Source organism: Sphingomonas sp. BL-S-30 (assembly GCF_055521475.1).
The window spans coordinates 2,600,276-2,612,450 of sequence record NZ_CM145481.1; the positions used below are offsets into that span (position 1 = coordinate 2,600,276).

At 67.0% G+C, this 12,175-nt stretch carries 11 protein-coding genes; 1 reads left to right on the plus strand and 10 read right to left on the minus strand.

Features of this window, described 5'->3' with window-relative positions; translation table 11 throughout:
- Positions 1–7: 7 nt before the first annotated feature.
- The 6 genes from ACZ1I5_RS12080 to argS form a co-directional block, all read right to left on the minus strand.
- Positions 8–238: a twin-arginine translocase TatA/TatE family subunit gene (locus ACZ1I5_RS12080; RefSeq protein ID WP_372848388.1), complete on the minus strand. Its 231-nt coding sequence runs from the start codon at positions 236–238 to the stop codon at positions 8–10.
- Between the two features lie 27 nt (positions 239–265).
- Positions 266–868, minus strand: coding sequence for an SMC-Scp complex subunit ScpB (scpB, locus tag ACZ1I5_RS12085; RefSeq protein WP_465169498.1), 603 nt, complete (start codon positions 866–868; stop codon positions 266–268).
- Positions 865–1,611, minus strand: a complete 747-nt coding sequence (locus tag ACZ1I5_RS12090; protein ID WP_465169499.1) for a segregation and condensation protein A — start codon at positions 1,609–1,611, stop codon at positions 865–867. The genes scpB and ACZ1I5_RS12090 overlap by 4 nt, the downstream gene beginning before the upstream one ends.
- A 45-nt stretch (positions 1,612–1,656) precedes the next feature.
- Complete coding sequence (locus tag ACZ1I5_RS12095; protein ID WP_465169500.1) at positions 1,657–2,664, minus strand: glycoside hydrolase family 3 N-terminal domain-containing protein; 1,008 nt, start codon at positions 2,662–2,664, stop codon at positions 1,657–1,659.
- A 187-nt stretch (positions 2,665–2,851) separates the two neighbouring features.
- The gene (locus ACZ1I5_RS12100) at positions 2,852–3,577 is read right to left on the minus strand and encodes an SPOR domain-containing protein (RefSeq protein WP_465169501.1); all 726 of its coding nucleotides are present in this window, start codon (positions 3,575–3,577) and stop codon (positions 2,852–2,854) included.
- Positions 3,577–5,304 carry an arginine--tRNA ligase gene (gene argS, locus ACZ1I5_RS12105; RefSeq protein ID WP_465169502.1) on the minus strand — a complete coding sequence of 576 codons (1,728 nt, stop codon included), beginning with the start codon at positions 5,302–5,304 and terminating at the stop codon, positions 3,577–3,579. Before argS ends, ACZ1I5_RS12100 begins: the two co-directional genes overlap by 1 nt.
- Positions 5,305–5,552: 248 nt before the next feature.
- On the opposite strand from argS, the gene ACZ1I5_RS12110 reads away from it, so the two are divergent.
- On the plus strand, positions 5,553–5,858 hold the full coding sequence (locus ACZ1I5_RS12110) for a hypothetical protein (protein ID WP_465169503.1): 306 nt from the start codon (positions 5,553–5,555) through the stop codon (positions 5,856–5,858).
- A gap of 142 nt (positions 5,859–6,000) precedes the next feature.
- Here the strand turns inward: ACZ1I5_RS12110 and ACZ1I5_RS12115 are convergent, their stop codons facing one another.
- The 4 genes from ACZ1I5_RS12115 to ftsA all read right to left on the minus strand — a co-directional run bounded on the left by ACZ1I5_RS12115 (position 6,001) and on the right by ftsA (position 12,173).
- Positions 6,001–7,176, minus strand: coding sequence for a deoxyguanosinetriphosphate triphosphohydrolase (locus ACZ1I5_RS12115; RefSeq protein ID WP_465169504.1), 1,176 nt, complete (start codon positions 7,174–7,176; stop codon positions 6,001–6,003).
- Complete coding sequence (locus ACZ1I5_RS12120) at positions 7,173–9,227, minus strand: SPOR domain-containing protein (protein WP_465169505.1); 2,055 nt, start codon at positions 9,225–9,227, stop codon at positions 7,173–7,175. Before ACZ1I5_RS12120 ends, ACZ1I5_RS12115 begins: the two co-directional genes overlap by 4 nt.
- A gap of 111 nt (positions 9,228–9,338) precedes the next feature.
- Complete coding sequence (gene ftsZ / locus ACZ1I5_RS12125; protein ID WP_465169506.1) at positions 9,339–10,796, minus strand: cell division protein FtsZ; 1,458 nt, start codon at positions 10,794–10,796, stop codon at positions 9,339–9,341.
- Between the two features lie 114 nt (positions 10,797–10,910).
- Positions 10,911–12,173: a cell division protein FtsA gene (ftsA, locus tag ACZ1I5_RS12130; protein ID WP_465169507.1), complete on the minus strand. Its 1,263-nt coding sequence runs from the start codon at positions 12,171–12,173 to the stop codon at positions 10,911–10,913.
- Positions 12,174–12,175 lie beyond the last annotated feature (2 nt).

Genomic DNA, 12,175 nt, shown 5'->3' on the forward strand with positions numbered 1-12,175 from the left:
GCAACGCTCAGCGCTCCTCGCGCAGTTTCTCGCCCTCGACCTCGATCACGGGCTCGCCGACCTTGCGGTCGATCCGGCTCGGCTCGCGAGGCGTCTCTTCCTCTTCGGCCATGCCCTTCTTGAACTGCTTGATGCCCTTGGCGACGTCACCCATCATGTTCGAGAAACGACCGCCCCCGAGCACGAGGATCGCGATTACACCGAACACCAGCCAGTGCATCAGGCTGAAACTACCCATCACAAATCTCCTAGGACGCAGGCCTATCTAGTCCTCATCGTCCGCCTTTTCTACCTCGCTGTTCTCATCTTCATGCTCGCCGGCATGTTCCAGCGCGAGATCGACCGGATCGAGCAGCCCCGCCGCCTTGAGATCGTCGATTCCCGGCAGGTCACGCCTGCTGGCAAGGCCGAAATGGCCGAGGAATTCGGGCGTCGTCGCGTAGAGGAGCGGCCTTCCGGGCACCTCACGGCGCCCGGCGGGGCGAATCCAGCCTGCTTCCATCAGCACATCGAGCGTGCCCTTGGAGATCTGCACGCCGCGAATCGCCTCGATCTCGGCGCGAGTCGCCGGCTCGTGATAGGCGATGATCGCCAGCGTCTCGATGCCCGCCCGGCTGAGCTTGCGCGGCTCCTCCCGGTCGCGGCGGAGCAGGTGCGCCATGTCGCCCGCGGTCTGGAAATGCCATCGGTCGCCGCGCCGGACCAGTTCGATACCGCGCCCGGCGAAATCGGCCTGGATCTCCTCCAGCACGCTACGGACATTGTCGGCATTGCCGAGATGCGCGCGGATCGCGTCCACCGTCATCGGTTCGGTCGCGGCGAACAGCACGGCTTCCACCGCCCGCGTCAGATCGTCGGCGCGCTTCATGCCCCGGCCTCCACCGACGGCGCCTTCAGGTAGAGCGGAGCAAAGGGCGATTTCTGGCGAAGCTCGACCCTGCCCTGCCGCGCCAGCTCGAGCGCGGCGACGAAGCTGGAGGCGAGTGCCGACTTGCGGAAAATGCCCGAAGCTGACTCAGGCAGGAAGGTCTCGATCATGGCCCAGTCTATCCGTTCGCCGACAAGACGCGATACCCTCTCCAGCGCGGCGTCGAGCGTCATCACGGGCCGGTTGGCGACGATATGCATCACCGGCCGGGTACGCGCGCTGATCCGGCCATAAGCGGAGATCAGGTCGTAGATCTCGGCCTGCCACAATGCCTTGCGCACCGTACGCAGCCCTTCGGGCGCGCCGCGCAGGAAGACGTCGCGGTCGAGCCGGTCGCGCGCCATCAGCCGGGCGCCGGCCTCACGCATCGCATTGAGCCGTTCGAGGCGAAGCTGGAGGCGAAGCGCCAGTTCTTCTGGACTCGGCTGTTCCTCCGGATCGCGCGGCAGTAGCAGCGCCGATTTGAGATAGGCGAGCCACGCGGCCATCACGAGATAATCGGCCGCCACCTCCAGCTTGATCGCCTTGGCTTCCTCGATGAAACGCAGATACTGGTCGACCAGCGCCAGGATCGAGATCTCGCGCAGATCGACCTTCTGGTTGCGCGCGAGTGCCAGCAGCAGGTCGAGCGGGCCTTCCCAGCCATCGATATCAAGGGTCAGCGTCTCGGCTTCAGCGTCCATTGCATCACGCTAACAGGTCCTCCCCCGCAGGGGGAGAGGGAGGCACTAGGTGTGCGCCAGCAGCGCGTCCCGCCTGGCGATCAGCGCCGCGATCTCGCCTTGCGGCGCCTTGCCGGCAATCGTCGCCATCGCCCGGTCGAGCCGCTCGAGCGACCGCGCGGGCATTTCGCCAAGCCGCGCGGCGATATCCTCCATCTCGTCCATCCGGCCCCAGCAATCGAGCACCAGGTCGCATCCGGCGGCGATCGCTCCGGCCGCCTTGTCGCCCGCGCTGCCGCTGAGCGCCTTCATGTCGATATCGTCGGTCATCAGCAGGCCGTCGAAGCCGATCCGCCCGCGGATCACTTGCTCGATCACGACCGGAGAGAGCGTTGCCGGCCGTTCCGCATCCCAGGCCTCGAACACGATGTGCGAGGTCATTCCCATCGGCGCGCCGGCCAGCGCCCTGAACGGCGCCAGGTCGATCTCGAGCTCGGCGTCCGAGGCCGTGACGGTCGGCAGGTGATAATGAGTGTCGACCTTCGCCCGGCCGTGCCCCGGCATATGCTTGACCACGCCGACCACCCCGCCCTCGCGCAACCCCTCGATGATCGCGCGGCCCATCGCCGCGACGCGCATCGGCTCGGAGCCAAGCGCGCGGGTCGAGATCGCCTCGGTGGTGTCCGGCTGCGACACGTCGAGCAACGGCAGGCAATCGACCGTGACGCCCACCTCGGCCAGCATCAGCGCGATCGCCTGGGCATTGGCCCGCGCCGCCTCGATCGCCGAGATCGGCGCGGTCTCGTACAGCGCGTCGAAGGCCGGGCCGGCCGGGAAAGCGGGCCATTCGGGCGGCCCCATCCGCGCGACGCGACCGCCCTCCTGATCGATCAGGATCGGCAGGTCGTCGCGTCCCGACAGGGCCCGCAGATCGTCAGTCAGCGCGCGGACCTGCGCCCGATCAGCGATGTTCCGCTTGAACAGGATATAGCCGGCGGGGTCGGCCGCGGCGAAAAAGGAACGTTCCTGGGACGTGAGGGTCAGGCCGGACAGGCCGTAGATGACGGGCTTCATGAGAGGGGACTAACAGGAAGCCCCGCCCTCAAAAAGCCCCGTCCTTCAGGAAACGGTTCGAGGGCGAGCGGGAGATATGGGACACCATGATGTCCCATATCTCCCGCTCGCCCGCGCGCCTAATATTTCCTATAATATACATTTATATCAGATATTTAACTGAACACGCCACATGTCCGGAGACGGGTCAGTCGTTCGCCACGAAACAGTCTTCGCCCGCGACCTTCAGACGGCCGCACAGCTCGGTCGCCGCGCCCGCGCTGCCCGCATTGACGCGGAGACGGAAAACGGTGCGCCCGTTCACCTCGGCCTTTTGCACCGACTTGCCGAGCGGGGCGAGGTAGGTGAAGCGTTTCGACGCCCGGGCCCAGGCCGTGTTGGCCGACGCCTCGTCGGGGAAGGACCCGAGCTGCACCAGCGAACCGCGCGACATGGGTCCGGCGGTGGGCGCGGACGACCGCGTCGTCGCGGCCAGCTTGCCGCCCGATGCCGGGACGGCCACCACGGCCGTCTTCGAGCCGCCTGAAGCGGGCGCGACGGGGGCGACCTTCGTACCGACAACAGGCGTCTCCGGCGTCGCGCCGAGATCGATCGCGGCATTGCCGCTACCTTCGCCGTCACTCGTCGCGACGGCTACCTCGCCTTCGCCCTCGACCTTGAGGCCGCCGGGATCGTCGGGCCTGACCTTGTAATCGCCTTCCTGCGCGACGATCAGCGCGCCGTTCCCGTCGGCGCCCCGATGCCGCTGGTACCAATAATAACCGAAGATCGCCGCCGCGATGACCGCGAGGCCAAGGACGATCATCAGGATCACGCGAAGGACCGAAGGACCCTGATCGTAATCCTCTTCCACGGTTTGAAGCCAGGGCAGCCGATCCTCGTCGCGGACCTCATAGTCTCTCGACGTCGTCATCAGTTCATCTCCTGGACCGCCTGCACCCCCATGATGCCGAGGCCATTGCGGATGATCTGCCCGATTGCTTCCGCCAGGAAAAGACGCGCGCAGGTAACCGCTGCATTGTCCGCGATCAGGAAGCGGCGGTCGGGCCGATCGTTGCCGACATTCCACAGCGCATGGAATTCAGCGGCCAGATCGTAGAGATAAAAGGCGATCCTGTGTGGCTCGCGCGCCGCCGCCGCCGTTTCCACGACTCGCGGGAACTGCGCGGCGCGCTTCACCAGCGCGAGATCCTCCGTTTCCAGTCGGGACAGATCGACCGCCCCGCAAACGATACCCGCCTCGGCGGCCCGGCGATGCAGCGACGCAACCCGGGCATGCGCATATTGGACATAGAAGACCGGATTGTCCTTCGACGCCTCGACCACCTTGGCGAAATCAAAGTCCATCTGCGCGTCCGACTTGCGGGTCAGCATGGTGAACCGCACCACGTCCTTGCCGACTTCGCGCACGACATCGGCCAGGGTGACGAAGTTGCCCGAACGCTTCGACATCTTCACTGGCTCGCCGGCGCGCAGCAGGCGCACCATCTGCACCAGCTTCACGTCGAAGCGCGTCTTGCCGCCGGTCAGCGCCTGCACCGCCGCGACGATCCGCTTCACCGTGCCGGCATGGTCGGCGCCCCAGATGTCGATCAGCGCGTCGGCGGTCTGCGCTTTCTGGTAATGATAGGCCAGGTCAGCGCCGAAATAAGTCCATTGCCCGTTCGACTTCTTGATCGGCCGGTCCTGGTCGTCGCCGAACTGAGTCGAGCGGAACAGCGGCAGCACCACCGGCTCCCAATCCTCGGGCGTCTCGCCCTTGGGCGCTTCGAGCATGCCGTCATAGACCAGGCCGCGCGCGCGCAAATCCGCCTCGGCCGCCTCGGGCTTGCCCGCTGCCTGAAGTTCCGCCTCGGAGGAGAAGAGGTTGTGATGAATGCCGAGCAAGGCGAGATCGGCCTTGATCAGTTCCATCATCGCCGCGACCGCCCGCTTGCGGAACAGCACCAGCCACTCGCTCTCCGGCGCGTCGACATATTTGTCGCCGAATTCGGCGGCCAGCGCCTGACCCACCGGTACGAGATAATCGCCCGGATACAGGCCTTCGGGAATTTCGCCGATATCGGCGCCCAGCGCCTCGCGATACCGCAGGTGTACCGAGCGGGCGAGAGTATCGACCTGGCCGCCGGCATCGTTGACATAATATTCGCGGATCACGGTGGCGCCGGCGAATTCGAGCAGGCTGGCGAGCGCATCGCCCACCACCGCGCCGCGGCAATGGCCCATATGCATCGGCCCGGTCGGGTTGGCCGAGACATATTCGATGTTCACCGTGGTGCCCGCGCCCTTGGTCGAGCGCCCATAATCGCCGCCCTCGTCACGGATCGTCGACAGTTCCGACCGCCACGTGTCGTCGGTCAGCGCGAGATTGATGAAACCGGGGCCGGCGACCGAGACGGCCTGGACCTCGTCGAGCTTGCCCAGTTCGGCCGCGATCTTCTCCGCCAGCATGCGCGGATTGGTCGCGGCGGGCTTGGCCAGCACCATCGCGGCGTTGGTCGCGAGATCGCCATGGCTCGGGTCGCGCGGCGGCTCGACGGTGACGTTGGCGCGATCCAGCCCGGCGGGCAGATCGCCCGCCGCGGCAAGGGCATCAAGCGCCGCATCGAGATGCGCGGCGAAACGGGTGTAAAGGGTCATTGCTGGTCCGGTCAAAAGAGCGAGCGCGGCCCTTAGCGGATGGCGCGCCCACACTCAAATCGCGCGACCAACCCAGTCCTGTTCGCAGGCGGGCCCTCGGATCCATGGCCGCAGCGGTGCACCTCCATTTCTTGCAACTGGCCGCGCAATCTTTGCGGTTGGGATTTTGCTGCACTGCAATATCATGAGCCCACAAGACGAGCGGTGAGGATGCTGATCTGGCTTTCGAGCAACGAAAGGAAAGATCCATGACTATCCTCCCCAAGACTCTCCTTGCCGCCGCCGCGACGCTGGCGACCCTCTCCGCTCCCGCTCTCGCCAGCGACGCGGCACCCCAGCGCAAGTTCACCCGCGACGGCCAGACCTATGTCTACACCATGGCGATCAAGGCCAACCGCGTGGTCATCAGCGGCCGCCGCTATCCCTCCGGCAGCGCGTTCGATTTCGTCGTGCGCGGCGACCAGGTCAGCGGTGTGTCGGGCGGCGAGCCCGTCTCGTTCACCGTCAAGGACGCCCAGGCCAAGCTGACCCCGGTCGTGCTCGCCTCGCGCTAAGACGTTCTCGGGCTGGGTTGATCCCCACCGTTCGGGCTGAGCCTGTCGAAGCCCTGCTCTTCTCTTCCTCCGAAGAAAGAACAGCCCTTCGACAAGCTCAGGGCGAACGGAGAGAGATGATTCAAGCCAACAAACTCTTGCGCTAAAACCCTTCGGGCAGATCGATCGGACCGACCACTTCGCGATAGCGGGTGATGGCATATCGGTCGGTCATCCCGGCAATGAAATCGGCAATGTGGCGGCTGCGCGCGGGTTCTTCCGCGGGTAGCCGCCCATGCCAGTCGGGGGGCATGCGGCTCGGGTCGGCGTGATAGGCGTCGAACAGCCCCGCCACCAGTTCCCCGGCGATCCGCGCTGCCTCGAGCTGGCGCGGATGATGATAGAGATTGGCGTACATGAAGCGCTTGAGCGACCGCTCGGCCTCACGCATCTCGTCCGAAAAGCCTGCGAGGCAGGTCTCTGCGGCCCGTACATCCTCGGCCGTCTCGATTCCCACATCGGTCACGCGGCGCCGGGTCTCCGCGATCAGATCGTTGACCATCGTGCCGATCTGCGAGCGCACCAGCTCGCCGACCAGCCGGTCGGGCGCGATGTCGGGAAAGCGCTTGCGGGTCGCGTCCCAGCCCGCCGCCACGACCGGCACCGCCAGGATCTGATCCAGCGTCAGCAGCCCGGCACGCAATCCGTCGTCGATATCGTGATTGTCATAGGCGATGTCGTCGGCGATCGCCGCGACCTGCGCCTCGAGCGAAGGCCAGCGCGTCAGGTCGAGCGGAAACGCCGCATCGGCCTCCGCCAGCGCCCATTGCGGTCGGGCGATCGGGCCATTGTGCTTGGCCAGCCCCTCAAGCGTCTCCCAGGTCAGGTTCAGGCCGTTCCAGCGCGGATAGGGGCTGTCGATCACCATCAGCGCCCGCAGCGTGTTGCCATTATGGTCGAACCCGCCCAGCCCGGTCAGCGCCTCTTTCAGCGCATCCTCCCCGGCATGGCCAAAGGGCGGATGGCCGATGTCGTGCGCCAGGCACAAGGCCTCGGTCAGGTCCTCATTCAGGCCAAGCGTGCGCGCCACGGTTCGCCCGATCTGCGCAACCTCCAGGCTATGAGTCAGGCGAACGCGAAAATGGTCGCCATCCGGTGCCATGAACACCTGGGTCTTGTGGCGCAGCCGGCGAAAGCTGATCGAATGGATGATGCGGTCGCGGTCGCGCTGGAACGCGTCGCGCGGCCCACGCACGGTTTCGCGCTGCTCGTCGTTCAGGCGGCCGCGGCTCTTCGCCGGGTCCGCGGCCCAGGGCGCGTGACGCGGGGCGGCGCTCACTTCGCCGCCAGCTTCGTGACCTTCTGGCCAGCGTCGCTGGTGAAGGTGAAGGCCGACAGCCCCTCCCTGGCCAGCGCATTGACGAAGGCGCGGGCCTCGTCATTGGTCTTGAACGGCCCCGCCAGCACGCGGTTGGTGGCGCGCAGCGGCGTGGTCCAGCCGGTCTTGCCCTTGAACGCCACAGGCGCCCTGGCGCGGACCTTCTCCCATTCCTTGGGCAGGGTCGCTTCATTCGCCCCGCCCGCGACCTGAACCCAGACGCGCGAGGGTTCCAGGATTTTGGGATCGTTCTTCTTTTTCAGCTCGGCGGCCTTTTTCGCGTCCGCAAGCTTCCTGGCCTCGGCCAGCTTCTTCGTTTCAGCCGCTTTCTTGTCGGCGAGCGCCTGCTTGTCGGCCGCCGCCTTTTTTTCCGCGAGCTCGCGCGCCGCTGCACCCGTGTCGGCCGGCGGTTGCGCCGCCCGGACCGGCGCTGGCGCGGGCGTCGGATCGGCCCGGACGGTGTCGACCGGGGCGCCGGCCACCAGTTCCGATCCGGGCACGGCGATATTCGCGATAATGTTGGCGAGGATCGAATCCTCGCTCCGTACCGGGCTCGGCGCCGCCGCGACGCCGCGCACCGGCGGGGTCGTCACGGCAGGTGTGGGCACCGCGGTGGACGACGCAACCGATGCCGGTGCACCGACGAGCGGCCGGGGAGAGTTTTCCGGGGCCCCGGTGCTGGTTTCCATCGCGGACGGCAGCGGCGACCTCGTCACGATTGCCGGACGATCCGGCAACGTCGACGAGGCACGCGCTGATGATCCGGATGCCGAGGGCGGCGGCGATACCGGCCGAGCGGCCGGCGACGGGGTCGAAACAGCAGCCACGCGCGTATCGGCTTCCGCCTGTACTGTACGCCGTTCCGGCGCGGGCGGCGGCGTGGGGGCGACGGTCGCGGGCCGCGATCCGGTCGCCGGGGCCAGCGTCATGTTTCGCCGACCGACCTCCGATGTCCGCGTCGGTACGCCGCGGAGCGGCTGTACCATGCCCGGCTGGCTGTAGGGTGGCTGATAGGCCGGTTCAGTGCTTGCGACATAGGCCGGCGGTTGCGGCAACGGCGGCGCCTGCGGCTGGACCTGCGGCGGCGGCACCGTTGCCGCCGGCACGATATCCAGCTTGCCGCGCTTCCTGCGGCGGCTGCGACGATCGTCCTGCTGGGGTTTGGACTGGACCTGCGCCGCCGCCAAGACTGCGGGCGCGACGGCACCGGGCTCGGGCGGCAGCGGCGCGAGCGTCGGGACCATCCGGCTGTCCGCGATCCGCTCGGGCGTCGCGCGCAGCTCGCCGAAATGCACCGCAAAGGCCCGATCGGTCGCGCCGAGGCCCGGAAGCCGCTCGAAAAAGGGCTGCAGCCCCTCGGCGAGTCCCGGGGGCATCATGTTGGTGGCGATACGCGCCGCGCCCTGCTCGTCGCCATTCATCGCCAGGATAAAGGCGCGCGCGCGCCATGCGCCGCGATCGCTTCGGCGGAGCAAAGGATCGAGCTGCTGCAGCGCCAGATCGCGCTTGCCCGATATACCCAGCGACAGGGCATAGCGGCGGATCGTCTCATCGGCGGCGCCATCCTTCAGGGCCAGGCGATAGTCGCGCTGGGCGCGTTCCTGCTGGCCGACCAGATCATAGGCCAGGCCACGATCAGCGGCATAATAGCGCGGATCGAGCCCCAGCGCCTCGGCCTCGCCGAACCGGCGCAGTGCCTCGCCGGGCCGTTCGGCCTGGACCAGGAGGCTGCCCGTGCCGGCCTTGATTCGCGCGTTGCGCGGATCGAGCCGCTCGGCGCGCGCGAAAAACGTCGCCGCCGCCGTCTGGTCACCCAGCTTCAGCGCGAGTTCGCCGGCGCGTACCAGCGCGTTGATGTCAATCGGGTTGGCCGCGAGCAGGCGCATCTCCGCCGCCAGCTCGTCGCCCAGCGGGTTGAGCGGCTGCACCGTCTGCACCTGTGCCACCGCCGGCATCGCCGAAAGGGGCACGGCAAGCGTGAAGGCATATCCGAAGAGGCGGGAGACGCGCATGAGAAGGCAGCCTAGAGCCGAGCCCGGCTGAACGGACAATGTCCCGCCGGGGCACCACGCGCCAGAGCGACGCGCACCGGCGACAAACCGGGCGCGCACGCTGGCATCATCTCATTGATTGTTCTGGCGATGCAGGAAGCGTGGAATGTCGAGCCCATCCTTGTCGGCCGGCTCCTCGTCGCGCGCGGCACCGCGGGAGACGCTCGACATGCGCTCGAACAGGGTACCGCCCAGCTTCACGCGCGGCGCGGCGGGGACGGGCTCTGCTTCGACCGGCGCTTCCTCCGCGGCGGGGGCGCCGGGCGACAGCCAGCGGCGGCGCGCCGGGAAATCGGGATTGGGTGCGGCTTCAGGCGCCGCCGCGACCTCTTCCTCGTCGCCGAACACCGGGATGTTGGAAACCCGTGTCTCGCTGCCGAGTACGAGTTCATCGCTGTCGCCGGCGGCCTCGGGCACCTCAAGGACGATGTCCGCTGGTCGCTCGGCATCGAACGCCACGGGCTCGGGGGCCTCTATCACGGGTGCCGGCGCTTCCTCGGCCTTTTTCGGCGCGGAGAAGGTGAAGGCGCGCGACACCGGGGCCGCCGCGGCGGTCGGACGCGAGTCAGCTTCGATGCCGGTCGCAACGACCGAAACGCGGATCTTGCCCTCGAGCTCGGGGTTGAACGCCGAACCCCAGATGATGTTCGCGTCCTCGTCGACCAGTTCGCGAATGTGGTTCGCCGCTTCGTCGACTTCGAGCAGGCGCATATCGTCGCCGCCGGTAATCGAGACGATCACGCCCTTGGCGCCCTTCATGCTCACACCGTCGAGCAGAGGATTGGCGATCGCCTTGGACGCCGCCTCGATCGCGCGATTGTCGCCCGACGCCTCGCCGGTGCCCATCATCGCCTTGCCCATCTCCTGCATCACCGAGCGGACGTCGGCGAAATCGAGGTTGATGAGGCCCGGCATGACCATCAGATCCGTGATGCCGCGCACGCCCTGCTGCAGCACTTCGTCCGCCATCTGGAACGCCTCCTTGAAGGTGGTGTTCGCATTGGCGACCAGGAACAGATTCTGGTTCGGGATGACGATCAGCGTATCGACATATTTCTGCAGCTCTTCGATGCCTGCCTCTGCGCTCGCGGCGCGGCGCTTGCCCTCGAAGGCGAACGGCTTGGTCACGACACCGACGGTCAGGATGCCCATGTCGCGTGCTGCCTTGGCGATGACCGGCGCGGCGCCCGTGCCGGTGCCGCCGCCCATGCCGGCGGCGATGAAGCACATGTGCGCGCCCTCGAGCATCTTGCTGACCTGCTCGATCGTCTCCTCCGCCGCGGCGCGGCCGATCTCGGGACGCGAACCGGCACCCAGGCCCTGCGTGATCTTCGCGCCGAGCTGAATCTTGTGCGACGCGCTCGACTGCTTGAGCGCCTGCGAATCGGTGTTGGCGACAAGAAAATCGACGCCCTGGACTTCAGCGCGCATCATGTTCGCAATCGCGTTGCCTCCGGCACCGCCGACCCCGATCACCGCGATGCGCGGCGTCAGTTCGTCGACTTCAGGGGGAAGGAATTCGATGCTCATCGCCTGGTCTCCGCAACACCCCAAACATCGGGGCGCTTAAATGATGATACCGTTCGTTCTGCACCATCCCTTGCGGTGACTCCAGCACGAACAGCTAAATCTTGTCGTATTTCTTTAATAATTCGCCTTGGCGGTTGCGATCAGCCTCTTGAAGATCGCAAGTCCCTTGGGCCGGTGCACCAATTGGTTAGTCGGTGACAAGGACCGCAAATCGACCGGATCCGCCGCGGCATAGAAAGCGAGGCCCGCCAGGGTCGCGAATGCCGGTCCGCCATGCGCTTCCGGCAAGGCGGTCAGCCCGCGCGGCCGGCCGATGCGGACCGAACGGCCCAGGGCCTGCTGCGCATAATCGGCGATCCCCTTCAGCTCGGCGCCGCCGCCGGTCAGCACGACCTGGCGCCCGACCGGACCTTCGAACTTCAGGTCGACCAGCGCCTTTTGCACTTCGCTCATCAGATGATCGAGGCGCTGGCGGATCACCGAGATCAGCTGCGCGCGCGTGATGCGGGCGCCCTCGCCCGCGCCGTCCTCGGCGGAGATCGGCGCGACCTCGATCATGTCGTGATTGTCGCGCGGTGACGCATTGGCCGACCCGTAGAAGCACTTCATCCGCTCGGCCTGGGCCCGGCGCGTGCCGAATGCCGAGGCGATGTCGTCGGTGATGTCCGCCGCCCCGATCGGGATCGAGGTCAGGCCGACCAGCATGCCGCCCGCGAACAGCGAGACATTGGTGATGCCGGCGCCCATTTCGACCATCGCGACGCCCAGCTCGCGCTCTTCCTCCGACAGGCAGGCCATGCCGGTCGCGACCGGCGACGCGATGATCGCCTTCACTTCGAGATGCGCATTGGCGACGCACAGGCCGAGATTGCGCACCGGTGATCCGTCGGCGGCGACGACATGGATATGCACGCCAAGCCGGTCGGCATGCAGGCCGAGCGGGCGTTTCACCCCCGTCAGGCCATCGAGCGTGTACAATGCCGGCTGCGCATGCAGCACCATGCGGCCGGCCGGATCGATCGATTCACGCCCCGCCTGGAGCAGCGCGTCGATATCCGACTGTTCGACGCGGTGGCCGCCCAGTTCGAACTCGATCGAGGCGACATCGGACACCAGCCCGCCGGCCGAGAAGCTGACCCAGACATTCTCGATATTGGTACCGGCGATCCGCTCGGCCTGCTCGACCGCCTCGCGCACGGCGACTTCGGTCGCCGCCGCATCGGCGATATAGCCGCGCTTGACCCCCCTGCTCTCGCGCTGGCCGGTGCCGAGCACGATCAGTTCGCCGCCATCGCCCTTCTGCGCGATCAGCGCCGAAACCTTGGACGATCCGATATCGAGCGCAGTGATCAGTCCTTCAGGTGCTGTCTTCGCCATAC

Bases quoted from the DNA above. Each gene is read 5' to 3' on its own strand.
- scpB (WP_465169498.1), bottom strand. From the start codon at position 868: ATGAAGCGCGCCGACGATCTGACGCGGGCGGTGGAAGCCGTGCTGTTC.
- ACZ1I5_RS12090 (WP_465169499.1), bottom strand. From the start codon at position 1,611: ATGGACGCTGAAGCCGAGACGCTGACCCTTGATATCGATGGCTGGGAA.
- ACZ1I5_RS12080 (WP_372848388.1), bottom strand. From the start codon at position 238: ATGGGTAGTTTCAGCCTGATGCACTGGCTGGTGTTCGGTGTAATCGCG.
- ftsZ (WP_465169506.1), bottom strand. From the start codon at position 10,796: ATGAGCATCGAATTCCTTCCCCCTGAAGTCGACGAACTGACGCCGCGC.
- ACZ1I5_RS12095 (WP_465169500.1), bottom strand. From the start codon at position 2,664: ATGAAGCCCGTCATCTACGGCCTGTCCGGCCTGACCCTCACGTCCCAG.
- argS (WP_465169502.1), bottom strand. From the start codon at position 5,304: ATGACCCTTTACACCCGTTTCGCCGCGCATCTCGATGCGGCGCTTGAT.
- ACZ1I5_RS12120 (WP_465169505.1), bottom strand. From the start codon at position 9,227: ATGCGCGTCTCCCGCCTCTTCGGATATGCCTTCACGCTTGCCGTGCCC.
- ACZ1I5_RS12100 (WP_465169501.1), bottom strand. From the start codon at position 3,577: ATGACGACGTCGAGAGACTATGAGGTCCGCGACGAGGATCGGCTGCCC.
- ftsA (WP_465169507.1), bottom strand. From the start codon at position 12,173: ATGGCGAAGACAGCACCTGAAGGACTGATCACTGCGCTCGATATCGGA.
- ACZ1I5_RS12110 (WP_465169503.1), top strand. From the start codon at position 5,553: ATGACTATCCTCCCCAAGACTCTCCTTGCCGCCGCCGCGACGCTGGCG.